The 24660-nt window shown below is 61.3% G+C and carries 22 protein-coding genes; 18 read left to right on the plus strand and 4 right to left on the minus strand.

The genetic code is table 11. The annotated features are described in order from the left end of the window. Nucleotides 1–17: 17 nt before the first annotated feature. From PH547_RS20285 to PH547_RS20320, 8 genes are all read left to right on the plus strand, one after another. Nucleotides 18–371, plus strand: a complete 354-nt coding sequence (locus PH547_RS20285) for a cupin domain-containing protein (RefSeq protein ID WP_285169249.1) — start codon at nucleotides 18–20, stop codon at nucleotides 369–371. After that, a complete protein-coding gene (locus PH547_RS20290) occupies nucleotides 371–835 on the plus strand; it encodes a GNAT family N-acetyltransferase (RefSeq protein WP_104827159.1) in 465 nt (154 codons plus the stop codon). Before PH547_RS20285 ends, PH547_RS20290 begins: the two co-directional genes overlap by 1 nt. A gap of 88 nt (nucleotides 836–923) precedes the next feature. Beyond that, nucleotides 924–2969, plus strand: coding sequence for a hydantoinase/oxoprolinase family protein (locus PH547_RS20295; RefSeq protein WP_285169250.1), 2046 nt, complete (start codon nucleotides 924–926; stop codon nucleotides 2967–2969). 1 nt (nucleotide 2970) lies between these two features. Continuing rightward, a complete protein-coding gene (locus PH547_RS20300; RefSeq protein ID WP_285169251.1) occupies nucleotides 2971–4935 on the plus strand; it encodes a hydantoinase B/oxoprolinase family protein in 1965 nt (654 codons plus the stop codon). 48 nt (nucleotides 4936–4983) lie between these two features. Beyond that, on the plus strand, nucleotides 4984–5856 hold the full coding sequence (locus tag PH547_RS20305) for a LysR substrate-binding domain-containing protein (protein ID WP_285169252.1): 873 nt from the start codon (nucleotides 4984–4986) through the stop codon (nucleotides 5854–5856). A 125-nt stretch (nucleotides 5857–5981) separates the two neighbouring features. Beyond that, nucleotides 5982–7445: an aldehyde dehydrogenase family protein gene (locus PH547_RS20310; RefSeq protein ID WP_285169253.1), complete on the plus strand. Its 1464-nt coding sequence runs from the start codon at nucleotides 5982–5984 to the stop codon at nucleotides 7443–7445. A 9-nt stretch (nucleotides 7446–7454) separates the two neighbouring features. Next, nucleotides 7455–8498 (plus strand): tartrate dehydrogenase, encoded by a 1044-nt coding sequence (locus PH547_RS20315; RefSeq protein ID WP_285169254.1) that lies wholly within the window; start codon nucleotides 7455–7457, stop codon nucleotides 8496–8498. 20 nt (nucleotides 8499–8518) lie between these two features. Continuing rightward, on the plus strand, nucleotides 8519–9976 hold the full coding sequence (locus PH547_RS20320; RefSeq protein ID WP_285169255.1) for an NAD-dependent succinate-semialdehyde dehydrogenase: 1458 nt from the start codon (nucleotides 8519–8521) through the stop codon (nucleotides 9974–9976). A 70-nt stretch (nucleotides 9977–10046) separates the two neighbouring features. Here PH547_RS20320 and PH547_RS20325 read toward each other — a convergent pair whose 3' ends face one another. Together PH547_RS20325 and PH547_RS20330 are read right to left on the minus strand one after the other, a co-directional pair. After that, complete coding sequence (locus PH547_RS20325; protein WP_285169256.1) at nucleotides 10047–11324, minus strand: NAD(P)/FAD-dependent oxidoreductase; 1278 nt, start codon at nucleotides 11322–11324, stop codon at nucleotides 10047–10049. Between the two features lie 12 nt (nucleotides 11325–11336). Beyond that, a complete protein-coding gene (locus PH547_RS20330; protein ID WP_285169257.1) occupies nucleotides 11337–12005 on the minus strand; it encodes a haloacid dehalogenase type II in 669 nt (222 codons plus the stop codon). Nucleotides 12006–12330: 325 nt separating this feature from the next. Here PH547_RS20330 and PH547_RS20335 point away from each other — a divergent pair, with 325 nt between their 5' ends. The 7 genes from PH547_RS20335 (at nucleotide 12331) to PH547_RS20365 (ending at nucleotide 20783) form a co-directional block, all read left to right on the plus strand. Next, a complete protein-coding gene (locus PH547_RS20335) occupies nucleotides 12331–13170 on the plus strand; it encodes a GNAT family N-acetyltransferase (protein WP_285169258.1) in 840 nt (279 codons plus the stop codon). Nucleotides 13171–13181: 11 nt separating this feature from the next. Then, the gene (locus PH547_RS20340; protein ID WP_285169259.1) at nucleotides 13182–14555 is read left to right on the plus strand and encodes an aspartate aminotransferase family protein; all 1374 of its coding nucleotides are present in this window, start codon (nucleotides 13182–13184) and stop codon (nucleotides 14553–14555) included. Between the two features lie 273 nt (nucleotides 14556–14828). Further along, on the plus strand, nucleotides 14829–15545 hold the full coding sequence (locus tag PH547_RS20345) for an HAD-IA family hydrolase (protein ID WP_285169260.1): 717 nt from the start codon (nucleotides 14829–14831) through the stop codon (nucleotides 15543–15545). 74 nt (nucleotides 15546–15619) lie between these two features. Beyond that, complete coding sequence (locus PH547_RS20350) at nucleotides 15620–17230, plus strand: ABC transporter substrate-binding protein (RefSeq protein WP_104827171.1); 1611 nt, start codon at nucleotides 15620–15622, stop codon at nucleotides 17228–17230. A 96-nt stretch (nucleotides 17231–17326) separates the two neighbouring features. Then, on the plus strand, nucleotides 17327–18277 hold the full coding sequence (locus tag PH547_RS20355) for an ABC transporter permease (RefSeq protein ID WP_104827172.1): 951 nt from the start codon (nucleotides 17327–17329) through the stop codon (nucleotides 18275–18277). A gap of 2 nt (nucleotides 18278–18279) precedes the next feature. Beyond that, entirely contained in the window at nucleotides 18280–19122 is an 843-nt protein-coding gene (locus tag PH547_RS20360; protein WP_260304144.1) for an ABC transporter permease, read from the plus strand. Continuing rightward, complete coding sequence (locus tag PH547_RS20365) at nucleotides 19122–20783, plus strand: ABC transporter ATP-binding protein (RefSeq protein WP_260304145.1); 1662 nt, start codon at nucleotides 19122–19124, stop codon at nucleotides 20781–20783. Before PH547_RS20360 ends, PH547_RS20365 begins: the two co-directional genes overlap by 1 nt. A gap of 35 nt (nucleotides 20784–20818) precedes the next feature. On the opposite strand, the gene PH547_RS20370 is transcribed toward PH547_RS20365, so the two are convergent. Beyond that, the gene (locus PH547_RS20370) at nucleotides 20819–21295 is read right to left on the minus strand and encodes an Lrp/AsnC family transcriptional regulator (RefSeq protein WP_028752029.1); all 477 of its coding nucleotides are present in this window, start codon (nucleotides 21293–21295) and stop codon (nucleotides 20819–20821) included. Between the two features lie 251 nt (nucleotides 21296–21546). Here PH547_RS20370 and PH547_RS20375 point away from each other — a divergent pair, with 251 nt between their 5' ends. From PH547_RS20375 to PH547_RS20385, 3 genes are all read left to right on the plus strand, one after another. Further along, a complete protein-coding gene (locus tag PH547_RS20375) occupies nucleotides 21547–22872 on the plus strand; it encodes an NAD(P)/FAD-dependent oxidoreductase (RefSeq protein ID WP_285169261.1) in 1326 nt (441 codons plus the stop codon). A gap of 285 nt (nucleotides 22873–23157) precedes the next feature. Continuing rightward, the gene (locus PH547_RS20380; RefSeq protein ID WP_285169262.1) at nucleotides 23158–23400 is read left to right on the plus strand and encodes a DUF982 domain-containing protein; all 243 of its coding nucleotides are present in this window, start codon (nucleotides 23158–23160) and stop codon (nucleotides 23398–23400) included. Nucleotides 23401–23670: 270 nt separating this feature from the next. After that, complete coding sequence (locus PH547_RS20385) at nucleotides 23671–23925, plus strand: DUF982 domain-containing protein (RefSeq protein WP_104827177.1); 255 nt, start codon at nucleotides 23671–23673, stop codon at nucleotides 23923–23925. A gap of 347 nt (nucleotides 23926–24272) precedes the next feature. Here the strand turns inward: PH547_RS20385 and PH547_RS20390 are convergent, their stop codons facing one another. Next, nucleotides 24273–24536, minus strand: a complete 264-nt coding sequence (locus PH547_RS20390) for a hypothetical protein (RefSeq protein WP_046610246.1) — start codon at nucleotides 24534–24536, stop codon at nucleotides 24273–24275. Nucleotides 24537–24660: the final 124 nt, after the last annotated feature.

Raw genomic sequence — 24660 nt, forward strand, 5'->3', positions numbered from 1 at the left:
AATAGGAAAGGAACTCCATGTCTCTCTTGAAAACCATCGACCCGCAGCCGGCCTTCGAGCCGAAACACTCCAAGGCCATGCCGGACCGGCTGATTTCCGGAGATCCGTCCTTCAAGACCTGGGCTCAAGACAGTGCGCGCGACGGCATGATCAACACCGGCGTGTGGGAGGCAACCCCGGGCGAAACGCGTTCGATCAAGGGCGAAACTTTCGAATTCTGCCACATCCTTCAGGGCGTCATCGAATTGACCGATGAGGGCGGGACATCCGTAACCTATCGCGCCGGCGACAGCTTCGTCATGAAGCCGGGATTCAAGGGCGTATGGCGGACGATAGAGACGGTCCGCAAGATCTACGTGACGGTTGGCTGATGATAAGCCTTGCGGACTTGCCGGTCTTTGAGGCCGAACATGAGGGCTATACGCTGAGCACGGATCGCGCTCGCCTCGATGTCGATCGGATCCATCGCTATCTCTCGGAAGAATCCTACTGGGCGCGTGGCCTCGATCGCGCTCTGCTCGAACGGGCGCTCGCCGGTTCACTGCCGGTCGCTATCTATGCGCCGAACGGCGATTTTGCCGCTTTTGCACGCGTCGTCACGGATCTCGCTATCTTTGCCTATCTGCGCGATGTCTTCACCCTGCCGGACCATCGCGGCCGGGGCTTGGCGACGTTTCTTACGGCGGTGATCCAAAGCCATCCAGAGCTGAAAACGGTGAGCAACTGGATGCTGGCGACGCGTGATGCGCATGCGGTCTACGCAAAGGCCGGCTTCGCGCCAGTCCCACACCCGGAATATTACATGAGCATCCGAAAACCCACTGAAAGCCCATAACCAAGGGTTATGGATTGCGCTGCTCTTGTTACTGGCGACCGTGAGGCTCACCCGCCATTCTGCTCCGGCCAGAACAAGGAAACAGCACATGGGCTATCGTATCGGGGTCGACGTCGGGGGATCCTTCACCGATTTTGCGGTGTTTGATGAGGCGAGCGGACGCATCTCCACCCTCAAGGTCTTCTCGCGGCCGGATGAGCCGGGCGCGGAAATCACCGCAGGTCTTTCGACGTTCAAAGCCCGCGACGGCCTCGATCCTGCTGGGGTCGATTATTTCACCCATGGCACCACCGTCGGCGTCAACACGGTCATTCAGCGCAACGGCCACGACCTGGCTTTGTTCACCACACGGAATTTCGAGGACGTGCTGCAGATCGCGCGCCTGAAGATCCCGCAGATCCACAATCTCTATTCGGTGCGGCCGGAGCCGCTGATTGGGCGCGATCGCGTATTCGGCATCCACGAGCGAACCGCCGCTACCGGCGATATACTCGAGGCTCCGCATGAGGCCGACGTGGAGAGGGCCGTGCGTGCAGCCGAACGGGCCGGCTGCAAAGGTATCGTCATCGCCTTCCTCAACGCCTATCGCAATCCGGCCAACGAACTTGCCGTCAAGGCGATGATCGAAAGGTTTGCCCCGGGCCTGCCGGTCTTTTCCTCCGCACAGACCTGGCCGATCATCCGCGAATATGAGCGCACCATTACGGCCGTCATCAGCGGGTATGTGCAGCCGCGCGTCTCCCGCTACCTCGACCGTTTCGAAAGCGTGCTGAGACAGGAGGGACTTGCCTGCCCTCTTCTCATCACGAAAAGCAATGGCGGCGTGATGGGCATCGACCAGGCGCGAAACGACTGCGTGCAGATGATCCTCTCCGGCACCGCTTCCGGGGTGATTGGGGCAGGCTATCTCGCCAAGGCCAGTGGTTTCGATCGTATTCTAAGCCTCGATATTGGCGGCACCAGCGCTGATGTCGCCGTCATCCTCGATGGCCTGCCGCAATATGGTGTGGGCGAGCTGATCGGGGATTTCCAGATCCACATCCCCTCCGTATCGGTCAGCTCCGTCGGACAGGGTGGCGGATCCGTTGCCTGGGTGGATGCCTTCGGCATGCTTCAGGTCGGCCCGGACAGCGCCGGCTCGACGCCGGGTCCCGCCTGCTATGGACGCGGTGGAGTTCGGCCGACGGTCACCGATGCGGTCGCGGCCTGCAATCTGATCGGCCACATGCCGCTCGGCTACGGTGCGGTTGAGGTCGACCGCGCTGCCGCCCGCGCGGCGATTGCTCCCCTTGCAACGACGCTCGGCGGTACGATCGAAGCGACGGCAAGCGACATCCTCAACATCTCGGTTTCGGGCATGTATGCCGAAGTCAGCGGCCTGATTTCCCGCTTTGGGATAGACCCGCGGGAGTTCCATCTCTTTGCGTTCGGCGGCGCCGGCGCCATGCTGGCTTGCTTCCTGGCGCGCGAGCTCGACATGAAGGGCGTCGTGGTTCCGCCCACTCCCGGCGTCGTCTCTGCCCTCGGCGGCCTGATCGCCGACCTGAAGAACGACTTCATCCGTACCGTCTATTGCGACGTCACGAAGGAGGCGATGGCCAATGTCGTCGCACCCTACCGGGAACTGAAAGCTGAGGCCGAACATTGGCTGCGGCAAAAACAGAGTTTCGCCGGGCCTGCATTCGTCCAGGCCTTTGCCGATATGCGCTATCTCGGCCAATCCTACGAGATCGAAGTCCCGCTTCAGGGCGATTGGCTCGAAGAGATCGATGCCGATGCCATAGTCAATGCCTTCCATGCCGAACATGCGCGGCTTTTCGGCCATGCAGCCTCAGCTTCGCCGGTGCAGATGATCAATCTCCGCCTGACCATATCGGGCGCGACGCCCAAACCGTATCCGGCCGAACTCGGCCCCGCATACGAGCCTGTCCGGCCCCACTTCTCGGCCGAAGCCTGGTTCGACGGCCGTCTTGCCATGACTGCAGTCTATCACCGCAGCGATCTGAAGGCGGGACATCGCCTGACCGGGCCGGCAATCATCGCGCAGGACGATACGACAACGGTCATCCCGCCCGATTTCACCGTCGATGTCGACAGGTTCGGTAATCTTGTCATCACCCGCAGGGAGGCCTGAGATGGCGATCGATCGCAGAAATCTGAAAGTTCTCGCCAACTTCTGTGCAGCCGCCGCCGATGCCATGGCCTTCACCCTGATGCGCACGGCGCACTCCGCTTTCGTCAAGGAAACGGAGGACTTCTCCTGCCAGGTGGTGACGCGCGAGGGGCTTGCCTTCGCAAGCCCGCGTCAGTTCGGAGCGCCTTGGTATAGCGGCATCGACTACCGCCCGCTCCTCGACATGTTCGATAGCTATGCCGAGGGTGACATCTGCATCACCAACGATCCCTATAGCGGCTTCGTCGCGACCCATTCTCCCGATATCCATATCTGGAAACCGGTGTTTCACGGCAGCGAGATCGCCTGCTTCGTCGTCGGCCATATCCACAATACCGATGTCGGCGGCGCAGTCCCTGCCTCGCTGTCGCGCTCGCTCACCGAAATCGAGCAGGAAGGCTTGCGCATTCCGCCGGTCAAGCTCGTCGAGAACGGTGTGCTGAACGATTTCGTGCTGCACACTGTCAGAGCCAATGTCCGCCTGCCGGATCAGAACATCGGCGACCTCAATGCCCAGATTGCTTCCGTCAATATCGGCGAGCGCAAGCTGAAGGAGATCATTGCCCGCTTCGGCTTTGACGATTTCATCAATGGTGTCGGCCAGATTCTCGATTATGCCGAGGAACAGACGCGCGCCATTCTCAAGCGCATACCGGATGGCGACTATTTCTTCGCGGATTATGCCGACGAGGATTCGGTCGGCGGCAAACCTTGCCGTGTGGCGCTGACGCTGCGCATCCGCGATGACGAGATCGAACTCGACTATACCGGCAGCGATCCACAATTAGGGTCGTCGCTCAATATGCCCACCGGCGGGCGCGAACGCCATCCGCTGGTGATGGTGGGCCTGACCTATGTCTTATATACCCTCGACAATTCGCTGCTGCTCAACGCCGGAACGCTCCGACCGGCGCGCGCGGTGCTTCCCGAAGGAAGCATCGTCAATTGCCAGCGTCCCGCCGCCGTCGGCATGCGTTCCCTGACCTGCGCCATGACCCAGATCGTCACGGTCGGCGCCTTCGCTAAGGCGCTTCCGGAGCTGATGCCGACCGCCTCTCCCGGTGGCAATGCCATCATGAACATCAAGACCAGCGCCAGAAATGGCCGGCCGGTCATGGCCTCGATCGGCCCTGTCGGCGGCGGTGGCGGCGGAACACCGATCGGCGACGGAAGCGACGGCGCCGGCGGCGCCACCGGTTTCCTGCGCAACACGCCGATCGAGATCAGCGAGGCGGAAGTGCCGATCCGCTTTCTGCGCTACGGATTGGAGACCGATACGGGCGCGCCCGGTCGCTATCGCGGCGGCCTGTCGGCCGTGATGGAATTTCAGGTCTCGGCGCCGGAAACCGTAGTGACGGCGCGCAATCGCAATCGCTCGGTCATGCCCTGCTGGGGTCTCGCAGGCGGTCATGCCGGCACCATCTCACGCTTTATCCGCAACCCCGGCAGAGACGACAAGATTTCGCTCGGCAATACGGACATTGTGCACTGCAATCCCGGCGACGTGATCCGCGTCATTGGTCCAGGCGCCGGTGGCTACGGCGATCCGTTCGAGCGGCCGGTCGAAAAGGTCATTCAGGATGTGCGCCGCGGCGCTATCTCAATGGAAAGTGCGCGACGCGACTACGGCGTGGCGATATCGCGTGGCGCGGTTGACAGCGAGGCGACCGCAGCCCTACGCGCCGACCGATCGCCAAAGACCGCTCCCATCACCTATGCCGCAGAGCGAATCGCCTTTGAATCGGTATGGACGGAAGAGCGCTACGATCTGCTGACCGGCTTTCTCGCCAGCGTGCCGGTCGGCTGGCGATTCTTCTTGAAGCACAGGATCTTCGACGCGGTCGCCTCCGGCTTGAATAGGTCGGGCGATGTTGCCGAGGAGATGCGCGCCATCTTCGCCGAGATGCGCGAACGCTACGGCGTTTGACAGTCTGCGGCGATTGGTTATGACATCCATAACCTAAAGGCGGATCTCATGAACGCACGCCAGCTAGAAATCTTCCGGGCGATCATGCGCGACGGTACGCTGACCGCAGCCGCGAATTCGCTTGGGATATCGCAGCCCGCCGCCAGCAAGTTTCTCCATCACCTGGAAAGCCAGCTCGGCTACACGCTGTTCGATCGTATCGGCGGGCGGCTCGTGCCGACCATGGAGGCAAACCTGCTGTTTGCAGATGCCGACAGGGTGTTTCGTGAGATGGAAGCCCTGAAATCGCTGGCGCGGGATATCGGTGCGCAGAAGATCGGTTTGCTGAGGCTCGGGATCAGCCTGGCGGTCACCTATTCGGTGCTGCCGAAGGCACTCCTGCGCTTTCGTGCGAAGCATCCGGAAGTGAAGGTTCATCTCCATGCCCTGCCGAAGCGCGAGATCGCCGAGGCGCTGCTTCTCGGCGACATCGACCTCGCCGTCACCTTGTCTGTGATCGAAGCCCCAACCGTTCGCAGCGAAATCCTCAGCGATGTCCCGATCGTCGCGGTAATGCGGGCCGATGATCCCCTGGCATCCAAGGCAAGGATCGGCCCCGCCGATCTCGACGGTTTGCCGCTGATCTCCTACGGCGCCCATGCGGAAATCGGCGCGGCGATGGACGAAGCTTTTTCGAGCTGCGGCCTGCAGCGCGAGGTTGCCATTCAGATTGCCTCCTCTGTTGGCGCTGTGCCGCTGGTGCGCGAGGGGCTCGGCATCGCCCTGGTCGACGGGCTCGTTGCCTGGCATGGCTTCGAGGGTCTGGTGGCCCGCCCCTTCGAACCGCGTCTTGCCATGCAGATGGTGGCCGCCACCAATGACGCCCGGCCCGCCTCGCGATTTGTGCGGCCCTTTCTGGCTACATTGCGTGACGTTCTCTGAAACGCCGAATCTTGCGCTGAAACACTGAGGGCAAACGGGATATTCCGTCGCGACGGCGAAAGCATCAATCGAAACTGCCAGGGTGCAGCCGATAGACTTGCCCGACCCGACGGTAAGGAACGGCCATGACCCTTAGTTTCGATCCAAATTCGCTCGATCTCCCAAGCGGACATTTCATCGACGGCCGCTATGTCGCAGCCATGGGCGGCATGACCATGCACCGGCCGTCGGATGGTGTCGCTTTCGCGGAATGTCCGGTGGCCGGAAAGGACCTGGTCGACCGCGCCGTCGAGGCCGCGAACCGGGCTCTGAAGACCAGCGGCTGGTCCTCCCTCCGGCCGCGCGAGCGAACCAAGGCGCTGGTTCGTTGGGCTGACCTGATGGAAGAAGAGGCCGTGACGCTCGCCCGTCTAGAAGCCGTATCCTCGACCCGCCCGATCGGCCAGCTCGTCGCCGGCGATATCGCCATTACTGCCGAGCAGATCCGCTTCTTCGCGGAGTTCGCTGACAAGGAAGGTGGCGATCTGGTCCCGACTGACGACCACAGCCTCGGCATGATCATGACCGAACCCTACGGGGTCGTCGGCGCGATCACCCCCTGGAACTTCCCGATTTCCATGGCCGGCTGGAAGCTCGGCCCCGCATTGGCAGCGGGCAACGCCGTGGTGCTGAAACCCTCCGAGATGACGCCGTTTTCGACGCTCTACATGGCGGAACTCTCGGTGCGCGCCGGCATTCCCGCCGGTCTGATCAACATCGTTCTCGGCGACGGCCCGACCACCGGCGCGGCGATCACCAGCCACCCCGGTATCAGCAAGATCAGTTTCACCGGTTCGACGGCAGCCGGTGCGGCGATCATGGAGAATATCGCCCGCAGCGGCGTCAAGCCGATGACGCTGGAACTCGGCGGCAAAAGCCCGCAACTCGTCTTTGCCGATGCCGATCTCGATCAGGCCGCCGAGGCGATCGCCCGCAACGTCCTCGCCAATGCCGGCCAAGCCTGCGTGGCGGGTTCGCGGCTGATTGCCGAGCGCTCGATTACCGAACCTCTCACCGAGGCGATCCTCCGGCACATGCATCAAATCAAACCGGGCCCCACCTGGGACGAGAAAAGCCTCTATTCGCCGGTTATCTCGGAGCGTCAGATCGGGCGCATCGACAGCATCGTTCGGGCTGCGATCGGCGTCGGCGCGGAATGCCTGACCGGCGGTTCGCGGCTGGATCGGCCAGGCTACTTTTATGCCCCGACGCTGCTTGCCGGGGTCGATCAGGCCTCGCCGGCGGTCACTGAAGAAATCTTCGGGCCGGTGCTGACGCTGCAAACCTTCGAGACGGAGGAGGAAGCGCTCTTGCTTGCCGATCATCCGACCTATGGGCTTGCGGCGGGCCTATTCACGCGCGATCTTTCCAGAGCCGTCCGCGTGACGCGCCGCCTTCAGGCCGGAACCGTCTGGGTCAATCGCTATGGGCGTTCCCGCGACCATATTCTGCCGACTGGCGGATACAAGAACTCTGGTATCGGCAAGGACCTTGGCCGCGATGCCTATCTCGCCAATCGTCGCAGCAAATCCGTGCTGATCAACATCTGAGGAGCTGACATGAAGACCTATAGGATCGCTCTCATCCCCGGCGACGGCATCGGCAAGGACGTTACCGCCGCAGCGTGGCAGATATTGGAAAAAGTGGCCGGGAAGGCGGGCTTCGGCCTGGAGCCGACCAGCTTTCCCTGGTCCTGCACCTACTACAAGGAAACGGGCACGATGATGCCGGCCGATGGCATTGCGACGCTGCGCAAATTCGACGCCATCCTGCTCGGCGCGGTCGGCTGGCCGGCCGAGGTGCCCGATTCCGTTTCGCTGCACGGCCTGCTTCTGCCGATCCGCAAGGCCTTCGAGCAATATGCCAATATCCGGCCGCATCGGCTGCTGCCGGGTGTCGAAGGGCCGCTGAAGACACGCAACTTCGATATTCTCTGCATTCGCGAGAACACTGAGGGCGAATATTCCGGGGCCGGCGGACGCGTGCACCAGGGCACGGCAAACGAGGTCGCCGTCGAGACTTCGATTTTCACCAGAGCCGGCGTGGAGCGCATCCTGCGCTTCGGCTTCGAACAGGCCCGCGCACGCCGCGGAAAGCTCGCCTCCGTCACCAAATCGAATGCGCAGAAATATTCCATGGTGTTCTGGGATGAGGTCACGGCGCGGCTCGCCGCCGACTATCCGGATGTCACCGTAACGAACTATCACATAGACGCCATGGCGGCCCGCATGGTTATGGCGCCGGAAAGCCTCGATGTCGTCGTCGCCTCCAATCTGTTTGGCGACATCCTGACCGATCTCGGCGCCGCCATCCAGGGCGGGCTCGGCTTTGCCGCCTCTGCCAATCTCAACCCGAACCGCACGGCACCGTCGATGTTCGAACCGGTGCACGGCTCCGCGCCCGATATCGCCCATCTCGGCATCGCCAATCCGATTGCCGCCATCTGGTCGGCCGCCATGATGCTGGATCATCTCGGCGAAAAGCCAGCCGCAGCCGAAATCATGCGTGCGATTGCCGCGACAACCGAAGCCGGCATCGGCACCTTCCCCGGCAAGGACAAGACCGACGCCATCACCCATGCCGTGCTGAACGCACTCGTCTGAACGATAAGGAAACAACAGCAATGATCGACCTCAAGGACCGGAGCCTATTGCGCCAGCAGGGCCTGATCGATGGACTCTGGCGCAATGCCGCCTCCGGCAAGACCGTCGACGTCATCGATCCGGCCACGCAGACAGTAATGGGCACGGTTCCCGACATGGACGGGACGGAGACGCGCGCCGCGATCGAAGCCGCCAGCGCCGCCTTCCCGGCCTGGCGGGCGAAGACCCATGCCGAGCGGGCACAACTGCTGGAAGCTTGGCATGATCTGATGATCGAACATTGCGACGATCTCGGCCTGATCTTGACGACCGAGCAGGGCAAGCCATTGACCGAGGCACGTGGAGAAATCCGCTACGGTGCCTCCTTCGTCAAATGGTTCGCCGAGGAAGCGCGCCGGATCGGTGGCACGACCATACCCTCGCCGACCCGCGACCGACGCATCGTGGTCCTCAAGGAACCGGTCGGTGTCTGCGGCATCATCACGCCCTGGAACTTCCCCAATGCAATGATCACCCGCAAGGTGGCCCCGGCGCTCGCCGCCGGCTGTACGGTCGTCATCAAGCCATCCGACCTCACGCCTTATTCGGCGCTGGCGCTCGGTGTTCTGGCCGAACGCGCCGGCATCCCTTCGGGCGTCATCAACATCGTCACTGGCCTGCCGACCGAGATTGGCAACGAGCTGATGCGCAATGAAGCGGTCCGCAAGATCTCGTTCACCGGCTCGACCCGCGTCGGCGCACTGCTGATGCGCGGCGCCGCCGACAGCATCAAGCGGCTCAGCCTCGAACTCGGCGGCAACGCGCCCTTCATTGTCTTCGACGATGCCGATCTCGACCTTGCCGTCGAAGGCGCTATCGCCTCCAAATTCCGCAATGGCGGCCAGACCTGCGTCTGCTCCAACCGCATTCTGGTGCAGGATAAGGTCTACGACGCCTTTGCCGAAAAACTGGCGGCCCGCGTTTCCGCCATGAAGGTCGGCCCCGGCACGCAAGCGGGCGTCGACATCGGTCCGATGATCAATGCCGCCGCCATCGAGAAGATCGAGCGCCACGTTGCCGATGCCGTGGAGAAAGGCGCGACGATCGTCGCAAAGGCTTCGAATCTGCCGGAAGGCCGGCAATATGCAGCCCCCGTCGTCCTGTCGGGTGCTACCACCGACATGCTGCTCGCCAGCGAAGAGACCTTCGGGCCGGTCGCACCGCTATTTCGCTTCAAGACCGACGAGGAGGCGATCGCTATTGCCAATGGGACGCCCTTCGGGCTCGCGGCTTATTTCTATACCGGAAGCCTCAAGCGCTCCTGGGCCGTCGGCGAAGCACTGGAATTCGGAATGGTCGGGCTGAACACCGGCGCGATCTCAACCGAAGTCGCCCCCTTCGGCGGCGTCAAGCAATCCGGCCTCGGCCGCGAAGGCTCGCAAGTCGGCATCGAGGAATATCTCGAGTTGAAGACCTTCCACATCGGCGGGCTTGGCTGAGCCTGTCAAAGACAACAAAAAGGGCGCGGCAAAAGCAGCGCCCTTTTTCGTTTCGTTGTCAAAACCGCTGTTACTGGAATCGATCAAGCGTCTTGTAATACATGCCGACGAGCGGCAGGAACCAGGGCTTGCCGAAATGTCCCGGCACCGCCGGCCACTCGAGGCCTTTGACGGGATTGCGATCGGCCTTTCCCAGGATGGCGTCGGCAATCATCATGCCCATATGCGTCGCCATCTGTGCGCCATGGCCGGAATAGCCCATCGCATACCAAAGCCCATCGACATAGCCGGCCCGCGGGAAACGGTCCTTGGTCATGTCGACAAGACCGCCCCAGCAATAATCGATCTCGATCTTGGCAAGGTGCGGGAAGATTTCCGCGAGGCTGGCGCGCAAGATCTCGCCGCTCTTGGCGTCGGATTGCTGATCAGACGTTGCGGAAAATCGGGCTCGGCCGCCGAATATGAGGCGATTGTCCGACGAGAGCCGGAAATAATTGCCTATGTTGAGCGAAGTCACGCAAGTGCGGTTGCCGGGCATGGTCGCGGCGACCTCCGCCTTGGTCAGCGGACGCGTGGCAATGATGAAACTGCCGACAGCAACGATGCGACGGCGGAAATAGCTGAAGATGCCGGGCGTATAAGCGCCCGTTGCCAGGAAGACATTATCTGCCGAGAGTTTGCCGCGCGTGGTCGTCAGTTCATGCCGGCTGCCGTTGACCTTCCTGTCGGTCACGGTGGCATTCTCGAAGATTACCGCGCCGCTACGCACTGCGGCTTCTGCAAGACCGACCGCATAGCGCCCCATATGCATCATTGCGCTCTTCTTGGAGAGCATTGCGCCGTGAAACGACGTCGATCCGATTTCCGCCTTGAGATTATCAGCCGTCAGCAGCGCCGTATCCGGGTCGATCTCGCGATGGACCGCCTCGAAATTCTTGGCGATGCTGTCGAAGTGAGCCGGCTTGGAGGCAAGCTTCAGCTTGCCCGCACGGCGGAAATTGCAGTCGATCCCCTCCTCCGCGATGATCCGCTCGACTGTGTCGACGGCATCATCGAAGGCGCGATAGAGTGCCTTTGCCCGCTCGACCCCGAGTTCTTCCTTCGCCGCGATGAAACTATGGGCGATGCCGTTATTGAGATGACCGCCATTTCGGCCGGACGCGCCGGAGCCGACTGTGCCCGCCTCCAGCACGACCACTTTGGCGCCGGCCTTGGCGAGCTGAAGCGCCGCCCCTAGTCCGGTAAAGCCGCCGCCGATCACCGCGACGTCATAATGACCTTCGAGCGGAGCCGTGCTCTGCTTTGCGAAACGCGGGGCTGTGTCGTGCCAATAGGACTTAAATTGCATGGCGGCCTCCCGTCAGAGCCCGACGACGCCGGGCAGACCGGAAATATCCTTGATCTCGGTATATTCATAATAGGGATTGGCGGGTTCGTGACCCCGGTTAACCCAAACCTTGTGCTTGATACCGAGATCATAGGCCGACATCAGATCGTAGCGGAAGGATGAGGAGCAGTGCAGGATGTCTTCCGGATTGCAGCCGAGCATATCGAACATATATTCGAACGCCTTGAAGCGCGGCTTGTAAGCATTGGCCTGCTGCGCCGTGAAGACCGCATGGAACGGCGCACCGAGCTTTTCGACATTGTACATGATCTGCTCGTTCATCGCGTTCGACAGGATGACCAGCGGGATTTCCTTGGCGACCTTCGCAAGACCCGCCGGCACGTCCGGATGCGGCCCCCAACTCGGCACGGTTTCATAGATGGAGCGAGCGTCTTCGGCGCGGAAGATCACGCCGTTCTTGCGGCAGGTCCGCTCGACGGCATTGTGGAGCACTTCATTATAGGGTTTCCAGTCTCCCAGAATCTCGTCCAGCCGGTAGGCTGCGAAATTCTGGATGAACTGCGCCATACGCGGCTGGTCGAGCTCGCCGCCATAGATCTTCTGAGCAGCCTCGGCCATCTGGAAATTCGTCAGAGTGCCGTAGCAGTCGAAGGTGATGTATTTCGGCCGGAACTTCGTCATGTCTTGGATCCTTGCAGAATGCCGCGCAGGCGCTGATGAATGAGAACATCATAGGCAGCCTTCTTCCATCGGTTCACCGCATTTAGGCCGTCGCGAAGCAGAAAGTTTTGTATCGCCGCTCCGCTTTGGCAGAGAGTTGCGCGTCGTCATAAGCGCGTTGCCGCCGAAATCCGCAATCGCAGCCCGCAACGCCAACCGCCCCGGCATAAGATGCGGCGGGTATGCCGACGGACGGTGGAAGATACCGCTGCCGCCCTTTCGTCGGGACGATCTTCTTTCGCTACGGGTCTATCAAAAAGAAAAGCAACGACGGGAGAAAAAGCCTGTGCAGGCAACCGGGATCGATCTTCGCCCCCTCGACCACTCTCACCTTCAATCGGCTCTGACACTGTCCCGTCAGGCAGGCTGGCCCCACCGACTGGAAGAGTGGCAGATGCTGCTGGAGCTTAGCCGCGGCCTGGTGGCCGTCGAGAACGACCGGGTCGTCGCCACGATCTTCGTCACTCCCTATGGCGATGACGTCGCAACGATCAATATGGTGATCGTCGATGAATCGATGCGCGGGCGTGGCATCGGCCGCCGGATCATGCAGGCGGCCCTCGATATCGTTGGTGATCGTGAGTGCCGGCTCGTGGCGACTGCCGACGGTCTGCCTCTTTATGAAAGTCTAGGGTTCAAGAAGACCGGCGAGATCGTTCAGCACCAAGGCCCGCTGCTCGCGTGCATTGCGCCGCCGACGGTGGATTGGGCGACAGCCGCCGATATCGAGCAGATCGTCACCCTCGATCGCATCGCTTTCGGAGCGGATCGCGGGCCACTCATCCAAGCCCTGGTCCAGGCCGGCCGTCTGGCGGTTCTACGCGAAGCCGACGCGCTGCGCGGTTACGCGGCCTTGCGGTCCTTCGGCCGTGGCGAACTCTGCGGCCCGGTCGTTGCCGGAACCACTGGTGAGGCTCAGGACCTTCTGAGCTTTCTGTTCGCGGCCCGGTCAGGCGCATTCATTCGTGTCGATACCGGGGCCGAGACTGGCCTTGCTCCCTTCCTCCTCGAACATGGCCTTGCCCATGTCGGCGGCGGCATCACCATGCATCGTGCACCTTCGTCTACCCCGTCATCCGTTCCCAGCGTTCACACATTTGCCCTGGCGAGCCAAGCCTTGGGCTGAAGAGAGACATCATGCTGAGCAATTCCCTTATCGAACTCGATCGCGCCCACCTCGTTCACCCCGTCGCCTCCTATCGCGGTCACGAACAGGCCGGCGTCCGGGTGTTGAAATCCGCCAAGGGTGCTACCGTGACCGATGCATCGGGCCATCAGATGATCGACGGCTTTGCCGGTCTCTGGTGCGTCAATGCCGGCTATGGCCATGACAGTATCGTGGAGGCGGCAGCCCGTCAGATGCGGGAGCTGCCTTATGCCACCGGCTATTTCAGCCTCGGCTCGGAACCCGCCATTCGGCTCGCCGCCGAATTGGCTGACCGCGCTCCCGGCGACCTCAACCATGTCTACTTTACGCTCGGCGGTTCCGATGCCGTCGACAGCACGGTTCGCTTCATCCGCTATTATTATCACGCACTCGGCAAGCCCACGAAGGATCAGTTCATCTCGCTCGAACAGGGTTATCACGGCTCGTCCACCGTCGGCGCCGGCCTGACGGCACTTCCGGTCTTCCATGCTGGTTTCGGCATGCCGCTCGACTGGCAGCACAAGATTCCCACCCATTATGCCTATCGCAATCCCGTCGGCACCGATCCGCAGGCGATCATCGCCGCTTCGGTCGCTGCACTTCGCGCCAAGGTCGAGGAGCTGGGCGCCGAGCGTGTGGCGGCCTTCTACGCCGAGCCAATTCAGGGTTCCGGCGGCGTGCTGGTTCCGCCGACCGGCTGGATGAAGGCAATGCGCGACCTATGCAGCGAACTCGACATTCTGTTCGTTGCCGACGAGGTGATCACCGGCTTTGGCCGTACCGGCCCACTGTTTGCCTGTGCTGAAGACGGCATCGTCCCTGATTTGATGACGACAGCGAAAGGGCTGACGTCCGGCTACGTGCCGATGGGGGCCGTCTTCCTGTCGGAGAAGGTCTATGGCACGATTGCCGACGGCGCCGGCGCCTCCGCGATTGGCCATGGTTATACCTATTCCGCGCACCCCGTCAGCGCCGCCGTTGGCCTCGAAGTGTTGCGCCTTTACGAAAACGGCCTGTTGGAAAACGGCGTCAAGGCTGGCGCGCGTCTGATGGCCGGCCTTCGCGATCTCCGTTCCCATCCGCTGGTCGGCGACGTGCGCGGGCGCGGCATGCTTGCTGCCGTCGAACTGGTGGTCGACAAGGAGCGCAAGACGCCCTTGCCTGCGGCTGCCGAGCCCGCGCGGCGGATCTTCGATCGCGCCTGGAATAATGGGCTTGTCATCCGCGCCTTCGGCAACGGTGTTCTCGGCTATGCGCCGCCGCTCTGCTGCACCGATGGGGAGATCGATGCGATCATCGAACGTACGCGCAGGACTCTGGACCAGACACTGGAAGATCCCGACGTACGGGCGGTGCTCGCCTGAGCGCAAAACGGGGCCTTGGCGGTATCGGTGAAATACCGCTTTGCCCTCATATTCGCAATTTTGTGCCGCCACAGCTCTCCCATTCAGAGAATCCGGCGAGCCTTTACTGCGAAACTGAACTGACTAAAGGCGCTCAATGCCCGAAAAACGGGGATTTTCGGCAGATACGAGAAAATCCTCGGTAGGAACAGGACAGCATTTTCTTCTGCATTCAGCCGGTGATCGGAACTGGATGCGCTCGATCAAGAACTGATATTTGGCGAGGGCAGACACTTGGCAAAGAGCCTAGCGGATTTCAAATACTTCACCTTTGACGTCGTCGGAACCCTGATCGACTTCGAAGGCGGTATCAAGGATTGCCTCGCCGGGATTGCCGAGGAAGCGGGCGTCTCGATCGATGGCGAGGAAGCGCTCGCCCTCTATCGCGCCGCGCGCTATTCCGGAGATGCCGGGCTGTTTCCCGATGATCTGGTGCGTGTCTATCTCGTCATTGCCCCGACATTGGGATTGCCGGCCGAACAGGCATACGGCGAACGCCTGCGTGATTCCGCCAAGAGCTGGAAAGGCTTTCCGGACAGCGCCGCTGCTCTCCAACGCCTTTCGCAGCGCTACAGGCTGATCGCCATGACGAATGCCCGCCGCTGGGCGTTCGAGCACTTTTCCAGGGAACTCGGCAATCCGTTTTATGCCGCATTCACCGCCGACGATACGGGCACGGAAAAGCCCGATCCGGCCTTCTTCGAGCAGGTCTTCGCCTTCGTCGCCAAGGACGGCTGCTCGAAAGACGACATTCTGCATGTCGCGCAAAGCCAGTATCATGACATCGGCATTTCGCGGCGGCTCGGCATGACCAATTGCTGGATCGAGCGACGCCATGCCCAGAAGGGCTACGGCGGCACGATCGAACCCAAGGAATTCACCAGGCCCGATTTCCATTTCACCTCCATGGCAGGACTTGCCGACGCAGTGGAGGCAATCAGGGCCGCTTGAGCGACTATCCGGTATCGACCTCGCGGAAAAAGACGAGGCGCGCCAATCAAACCTTAACAACAAGGGGAACGCAGATGAACGACAAGATCACGAATTGGACCAGCGCAGACGATGCCATGGTCGAAAATGCCATTCGCCGCGGCGCCACCCGCCGCGATCTCCTGCAGATGCTGCTTGCAGGCGGCATCGCTGCCGCAGCCGGCGGCGCAATCTTTGGGCGCGCCTCGGCGGCTTTCGCCGCAACCCCCGTCTCGGGCGGCTCGCTCAAGGCAGCCGGCTGGTCGTCGTCGACGGCCGACACGCTCGATCCGGCCAAGGCGTCGCTCTCGACGGACTATGTCCGCTGTTGCGCCTTCTACAACCGCCTGTCCTTCCTCGACAAGGACGGCGTCACGCAGATGGAACTCGCCGAAAGCATTGAAAGCTCCGACGCCAAAGTGTGGACCGTCAAGCTTCGCAAGGGCGTAACCTTCCACGACGGCAAGACCCTTTCGTCCGCCGACGTCGTCTATTCGCTGAAACGCCATCTCGATCCGGCTGTTGGCTCGAAGGTCAATGCAATCGCCAAGCAGATGACCGGCATCAAGGCTGTCGACCCGCAGACCGTTGAGATTACCCTCGCCAATCCGAACGCCGATCTTCCGACCATCCTTGCCATGCATCACTTCATGATCATTGCCGATGGCACGACGGATTTCAGTAAAGCTAACGGAACCGGCGCATTCGTCTGCGAAAGATTTGAACCCGGTGTCCGGTCCGTCGCTGTCAAGAACAAGAACTATTGGAAGTCAGGTGGCGCGCACCTGGACTCCTTCGAGTTCTTCGCGATCGAGGACGATTCTGCGCGCGTCAACGCGTTGCTTTCGGGCGATATCCAGCTCGCCGCGTCCATCAACCCGCGCTCGATGCGGCTTCTGGACAGCCAGAAGGGCGTGACGCTCTCGAAAACCACGTCCGGCAACTATACGGACCTCAACATGCGCCTGGATATGAACCCAGGCAGCAGCAAGGACTTCGTGACCGGCGTCAAATATCTCCTGAACCGGGAAGTCATTCAGAAGTCGGCTCTGCGCGGACTTGCCGAGATCGGCAACGACCAGCCGGTGCCGCCTTCCAACATCTACCACAATGCCGATCTGAAGCCGAAGGCCTACGATCCGGAGAAGGCCAAGTTCCACTTCCAGAAGTCGGGTCTGCTCGGCCAGTCCATTCCCGTCGTCGCCTCCGACGCTGCGACCTCCTCCGTCGACATGGCGATGGTGCTGCAGCAGGCCGGCGCCGAGATCGGCATGAAGTTCGACGTCCAGCGCGTACCCTCTGACGGATACTGGTCGAACTACTGGCTGAAAGCGCCGATGCATTTCGGCAATATCAACCCGCGTCCGACGCCGGACATCCTCTTTTCGCTGCTCTATTCCTCCCAGGCTCCGTGGAACGAAAGCCAGTACAAGTCGGAGAAATTCGACAGCATGCTGGTGGAAGCGCGCGGTCTGCTCGATCAGGCCAAGCGCAAGGCGATCTACGGTGACATGCAGGCAATGATCGCGGAAGAGGCCGGCACCGCCATTCCGGCCTATATTTCCAACGTCGACGCGATCTCCTCGAAGCTGCATGGCCTGGAGGCCAATCCGCTCGGTGGCATGATGGGTTATGCCTTCGCGGAATATGTCTGGCTCGACGCCTGATCCTCGCCTTTGTACCCGACCAGTGGTGCCACGGCACCGCTTGTCGGGTACAGTGCCGTATAATCGGCACATCCGTTCTCGCGATGGGGATCTGTCATGAACCGCCACGTTCTTTCTCTCGTGCTCGGCCGTGTGATCGTAGCCGTGATCACGCTGCTCATCGTGTCGTTCACGGTGTTTGCGGCAACGGAAATGCTGCCCGGCGACGTGGCGCAGATCCTCCTTGGTCAAGCCGCAACACCGGAAGCGGTCGCGGGCCTGCGTGCCGCGATGCATCTCAACGATCCGGCGATCCTGCGTTTCATTCGCTGGCTTGCCGGCCTTGCCACCGGCAATCTCGGCATTTCCTACGCCAACAACATGCCGATCGCCGATCTGATCGGTGCCCGGCTCGGAAACTCGCTGAAGCTTGCCGCAGCCACCACCCTGTTTTCCGTGCCGATCGCGCTGACCCTTGGCATTACCGCGGCCATGCTGCGCGGCTCCCTCTATGACCGCATCGTGACGGTGGTCTCGATCGGCGTGATTTCCGTGCCCGAATTCATGGTCGCGACATCCGCTGTGCTGATCTTTGCCGTCTATCTCAAATGGCTGCCGGCGCTCGCCTTCGCCAATGAGATCCACTCCTTTTCCCAAATGCTGCGCGTTTTCGCGATGCCGGTCATCACACTGAGCTTCGTGATATCGGCGCAGATGATCCGCATGACTCGGGCAGCCGTCATCGAGACGCTGAATACGCCCTACGTGGAAATGGCACTCCTGAAGGGCGCCTCGCGCCCGCGCATGGTCCTGAAACACGCATTGCCGAACGCGCTCGGCCCGATCGTCAATGCAGTGGCACTTTCGCTGTCCTACCTGCTTGGCGGCGTCATCATCGTCGAAACGATCTTCAACTATCCCGGCATAGCCAAGCTGATGGTGGATGCCGTCGCCACCCGGGATCTGCCGCTCATTCAGACCTGTGCCATGATTTTCTGCCTCGTCTATCTGCTTCTGATCACCATCGCCGACATCATCGCCATCATGTCCAATCCGAGGCTGCGCTGACCATGGCTCTTACCGCACTCACCCCTCGCCGGTTCGGCTTCCGATTTAACATCGTCGGCATGCTCGGCCTTGCCGTCATCCTGGCCTGGGCGCTGGTCGCTATCTTCGCGCCGCTGCTGATCCCCTACCCGATCGGCGACATCGTTGATTTCGATTATTTCGGGCCGATGTCTGCCAAGTTCTGGCTCGGCACCGATTATCTCGGCCGTGATATTTTCTCGCGTATTCTCATGGGTGCGCGCTACACTGTCGGCATCTCGCTTGCCGCCGTCTGCATTGCCTGCTTCGTCGGCGTCGCGCTCGGTATGATCGCAGCGGTGATCGGCGGCTGGTTCGATAGCGTGCTCAGCCGCTTTCTCGATGCGCTGAACTCCATCCCGAGCAAGCTCTTCGGCCTTGTGGTCGTCGCCGGCGTCGGCTCGTCGATCCCGGTCCTGATCATGACGCTCGCCGTCATCTACACGCCGGGCGCCTATCGCTTCTCGCGGGCGCTTTCGGTCAATATCAACACCATGGATTTCATCACGGTCGCCCGCGCCCGCGGCGAAGGGGCGCTCTATCTCATTCGCTCCGAAATCCTGCCCAATATCCTTGGGCCGGTCATGGCCGATCTCGGCCTGCGCTTCGTCTTCATCGTGCTGCTTCTGTCGGGGCTCTCCTTCCTCGGCCTCGGCGTGCAGCCGCCAAACGCGGATTGGGGGGCGCTGGTGCGCGAAAACATCGGCGGCCTGCCCTTTGGCGCCCCCGCGGTCATGTTCCCGAGCATCGCGATCGCTAGCCTGACGATCAGCGTTAACCTGCTGATTGACAACCTTCCCCAGAAGATCCGAGACCGGAGCAATTAATGGCCAAGCTCGTCGACATTCGCGACCTAAAGGTCGAGGCCAAGACGGATGCCGGCCGCCAGGTCGATATCATCCGCGGCGTCAGCTTCGACATCCAAGAAGGGGAAATCGTTGCCCTCATCGGCGAAAGCGGCTCCGGCAAGACGACGATCGCGCTGACCCTGATGGGCTACACGCGGCAGGGCTGCCGGATCAGCGGCGGCCAGGTCCTGCTCGCCGGCAAGGACATGGCAAGCCTGCCCGAAAAAGCCAGGGCTCGCATCCGCGGAACCGAAGTCGCCTATATCCCGCAAAGTGCCGCGGCAGCCTTCAATCCGGCGCAGACGATCATGGAGCAGGTGATCGAGATCACCCGCATCCACAATCTGATGCCGGCCGAAGAGGCAAGGACGCGCGCCGTCGAACTCTTCAAGGCGCTGAGCCTGCCGAACCCGGAGACGATCGGTGCGCGCTACCCGCATCAGGTTTCGGGAGGCCAGTTGCAGCGCCTTTCAGCCGCGATGGCGCTGATCGGCAATCCGAAACTCATGATTTTCGACGAGCCGACGACGGCACTCGACGTGACGACGCAGATCGAGGTTCTCCGAGCTTTCAAATCGGTGATGAAAAAGGGCGGCATCGCCGGGGTCTACGTGTCTCACGACCTCGCTGTCGTGGCGCAGGTCGCCGACCGGATCGTCGTTCTGAAGGGTGGCGAAGTTCAGGAAATCGGCGAGACCGAGCAGATCCTCTCCGCACCCGCTCATCCCTATACGCGCCAGTTGCTGGGGGCCTTCGAACCCAAGCTCTATGCCTCCCCTGTGTCGACAGAGCCGGAAAAGATACCCGCCCTGCTGGAGGTGACCAACGTCGTGGCGGGTTATGGTCCTATCCAACCGAACGGTCTGCCGGCAGCGACGGCTCTCAAATCCGTGAGCCTCAGACTCGAAGCCGGCCGCAATCTCGGCGTCATCGGCGAATCCGGCTGCGGAAAATCGACGCTTGCCCGCGCCATAGCCGGCATCCTGCCGCCGGTTTCTGGAAATATCACCTTCAACGGAAAACAGCTTGCCGCCGATGCCCGGCACCGCAAGCGCGAAGAGCTGCAAAAGCTGCAGATCGTCTTTCAATTTGCCGATACCGCGCTCAATCCTGCCAAGTCGATCGGTGAAATACTCGGGCGCCCGCTTACCTTCTATCACAATCTCGGCCGCAGCGAGCGCGAGGCCCGCATCGACCAGCTCCTCGACATGGTCCACCTGCCAAAAGCCCTCAAGCATCGGCGCCCGCCGGAACTGTCCGGTGGCCAAAAGCAGCGCATCAACCTTGCGCGGGCACTTGCGGCCGAGCCGAAGCTCATCCTATGCGACGAGATCACATCAGCCCTCGATACCGTCGTTGCCGCTGCAATCCTCGACCTCCTGAAGGAACTGCAACGCGAACTCGGGCTCTCCTACATCTTCATCAGTCACGATCTGTCGACGGTGCAAGCGATCTGCGACGAGATTGCGGTGATGTATGCAGGCGAGAAGATCGAGCAACTCGCATCCGCCGATCTAGCAGGCGGCGCCAAGCACCCCTATTCCAAGCTGCTCTTCTCCTCCGTGCCGAAGCTCGACACTGGCTGGCTGGATAGCCTGGAAGAAAATCCCGAGCTGGCGCACGCCTTTGCAAAACGCTGAGGTGCGGTTCGGCACATCGACCGCCGAGAGATGGCTCAAACCGGAAACAGGCTGGTGAGCGGCATATGCGCTTTGACAATCGGCGATTTCAGCACGACGAAGCTGAAATATTTGTCGATGCCGATTTCCATGTCGATCAGGCGTTCCATGGTCGTCTGGTATTCGGCAATCCCGGCGGTCACGAACTTCACCAGATAGTCATAGCCTCCGGAAACGAGATGGCATTCCACCACAGAATCCACCTTCTCGACCGCCGCAAGAAAGCGCGCGAAATCGATCTGGCGATGATTCTTGAGGGTGACCTCAGTGAACACCGTGAGCGTCTGCCCGAGCTTGGCGATGTTGATCTGCGCCGAATAGCCAACAATGTAGCCTTCCGCCTGCAGTTTCTTGACCCGCATCAGGCAGGGACTCGGCGAGAGGTTGACGAGTTCGGCAAGTTCCACATTGGTGATGCGGCCGTTTTTCTGCAATTCGTAGAGGATCTTGATATCGATCCGGTCGAGTTTCATCGGCGCGCTCCAATTTTCGCGGCGGCAGGTGCCGCCTGGCGGAATAATCTTTTGTCATCTTATGCGGAAAGCCTTACTTAGCAAGCGGAATTGAACCTTTCCGCGCTGATTTAACCTCGTAAAATCCGGATCTTAGCACAAGAATTCGCCTTAACCGCGTGCGACAGAAGGAAATGCTGTCCGCTGGCAATCTGCAGCATTTGCGCGGGGAAAGCTCGACTAGAATGCTCGCTTGTAACCTGGAGAGTGCCATGCCCGCCCCGCTTCTGCACATCGAAACCACCCCCGCACTGCCCGAAAAGGCCGATGTCGTGGTGATCGGCGGCGGAATCGTCGGGACCTTCGCCGCCTACTATCTCGCGCGGCGGGGCTTGAAGGTCGCGCTTCTCGAAAAGGGGCGGATCGGGGCCGAACAATCCAGCCGAAACTGGGGATGGTGCCGTCAGCAGAACCGGGATGCCCGCGAACTGCCGATGGCGACGAAGAGCCTCGCTCTCTGGGAAGATTTCGGCAAGGAAAGTGGCGAGGATACCGGCTTCAGCCGCTGCGGCCTGCTCTATCTGAGCAACGACGACACGGAGCTTGCCGGCTGGGCGAGCTGGGGTGAATTTGCCCGCGGCGTCGGCGTTACCACCCATATGCTTGATCAAAAGCAAGCAAGCGAATTCGGATCGGCGACCGGCCGGCGCTGGAAGGGCGGCGTCTTTTCCCCGACCGACGGCACCGCCGATCCGTCGCGCGCTGCCCCGGTGGTCGCCCGCGCCATCAGGGCGCTCGGCAGCAGCGTTCATCAGATGTGCGCTGCCCGCGGTCTTGAGACCGAAAGCGGCCATGTCAGTGCCGTCGTCACCGAGAAAGGCACGATCCGAACCCGGATGGTGGTGATGGCCGGCGGCGCCTGGGCATCGTCCTTTTGCCGGCAGCTCGGCATCCGCTTTCCGCAAGCCTCGATCCGTTCCTCGATCCTGTCGGTCGCACCTGGCGCCCAAGGTCTGCCGGCGGCGCTGCATACGGCCGCGGTTTCGGCCACGCGCAGAGGCGACGGCGGTTACACGCTTGCGATCAGCGGCCGCGCCCGCGTCGATCCGACATTGCAACAGTTTCGTTTCGCCCGCCATTTTGTGCCGATGTTCGCCAAGCGCTGGCGCAGCCTCGCTGCCGGCGGCTTTGAGGGTCTAAAGGGTGGGCACGAAACTTTGTCGCGCTGGCGGCTCGATCGACCGACCCCGATGGAGCGGAACCGCATTCTCGATCCTCGTCCGGATCGGAAGCAGATCGAATTGACCCTTGAGCGAGCACGAGCGTTGCTTCCAGCGCTTGCCAACACCCCCGTCTCGGCCGCATGGGCCGGCTATATCGACAGTACGCCCGACGGAGTTCCCGCGATCGGCGAAATCCGGGCACTGCCCGGACTGGTCCTGGCAGCAGGCTTCAGCGGCCACGGCTTCGGCATCGGCCCAGGCGCCGGCCATCTCGTCGCGGACCTTGTCACGGCCGCAAAACCGATCGTCGATCCAAAGCCGTATCATCCGGATCGGCTGAATGGCTCGTCCTGGGGCGAGGTCGCGGAATTTTGACAGCTTCACAGATGGGCTAGCGGCGCGTAATATGACCCGCCGCCGGCACCGGAATTGTGCCCGCAAGCATCAGCGCAGAAAATGTGAACGCCAGTAGCCGTAAGTCCCGCAGCCTGACGATGGTTGCTCTTTGACGTGGCGTCGTCGCAAGCAGCTCGATCTATAATCCTTGCTGACTTGCCTAGCTTTTTCGTGCGGAGATGGAATTTTTTGGTCTCACTCTTGGAACCGAGCGGCACGACCATCGTTTGCCTAACTTCACCTGAAGGACAAAGGAGGATCAGAATGAGCGCTCTCGCATGGGAGGCACCCGTCTCCGTCATTGTCAGCAGTGGGAAACAAAAGGCCGTCAAAGGCCCGGCCGAAGCTGTGGGGTGCCTTGAAAGGGAATGGCCCATAGCCGACGGCGTGTTTCTAAGGGAAGCCAAAAAGGTCTGCAACGCCGCGCTCGAGCACGAATGTACGGCGAGCGAAGCGCGTGACGCCTTTGAAATGGCCTCGATCGAGGCACTTCTGGTTCGCCGCTGAGGCTATTTGCCGATCGCTCTCGCGCCGCCAACGACACGGCAACCTGTTCAAGCTTCACCGACATCTCTCCCTCATAGCATGAGCTTTGGCCACACTAGGTCGAGCCACGCCATGTCGCTGCCGCTGTTATCGGGCGTCGGCGTAGTCGATTCTCCGGCATCATGCTCCGGCTATTTTGGCCACTATCGGGAGGCAACTAGATCGGGCCGCCTTCCGCGGAACGTTTTTTGCAAGGTTACCGAAGTCTTTATGTTTCGGAGGTAATGCGTTTTGAAACGAAACACCTTGCGGCCCTTCCCCGCCGTGACGCTCGTGATGGGAGGCGCGGAGGGCTATCGGCGCGTCAATTCGGTACAGGATGCGACCGAGACGTTGCTGGAACACTGGCCGATTGAAGATGGCGAAGAGTATGTGACCGCCGTACGAATATGCCTCGATGCGATGATGGGTGTGGTCTGTGTAGAAGCCGCGCGAGAAGCATTCATTAAGGCGGCGAAAGAAGCCGGGGTAGCTCTATTGCAGTGAGATCAGGGGCCGCTCCTCATTTTGTGGGGGCGGTCTGCTCTGTCGCATGCAGCCATCAGTGCGGCTGTGCGAATTGTCGCACGACATGAAATCGCGGGAACCTAAGCGCTTGATATTGGTTTCCTGCTTGCGGGTTGCTTGCCCGTAGCTCACGGTGCACCACGCCGGCCACTGGAGCGTGAGCCCGCCGCGACTACCGACTCCCGGTCTGCGGCGGGCTTTTGTTCGCGGCTATCGGCTCTTACGAAAGCCGCAGCCGGATTTCACGGGGCAGCCCCTCATTCGCCAACCTTTATCCGCGTCAAGGCTGTCACCGCTATCGTTAGGCCCCGTCTCTGCTGGGCCGCCTACGATTGAGTTAGAATCACCAAGGTCTCCGGCAATACTCCGTCATACTCCATCGCATCCGCCGCTTGCTTGGACTTCATAAATTCCGCCAGGCGGCCCATGTCGGGAACGTCCATGACCAGGCCAACTCGGTTGGACGCTTGTGGATCAACAAACGTACGAATGTTTGTGCAGCCGAGGGGTTCGAAAACCTCTTTGCGGCGCGGTGAAGTGAGCCAGTGTTTGACGTCTTTGACGTCGTGATAGGCCAATATGGTAGGCATAGCATCCTCCTCTCAAAGCCAAATAGGAACACTACGCCGCGATTGATCACATTGATATTACCCGGATGGGCGGGGGTCGTCGTCCGCAAATGGCAAAGATGTCGATGTTCTCGTCTGCTTGCGG

Origin of the sequence: Rhizobium cerradonense (assembly GCF_030182455.1) — a bacterium.
In the GTDB taxonomy this organism is placed as follows: domain Bacteria; phylum Pseudomonadota; class Alphaproteobacteria; order Rhizobiales; family Rhizobiaceae; genus Rhizobium.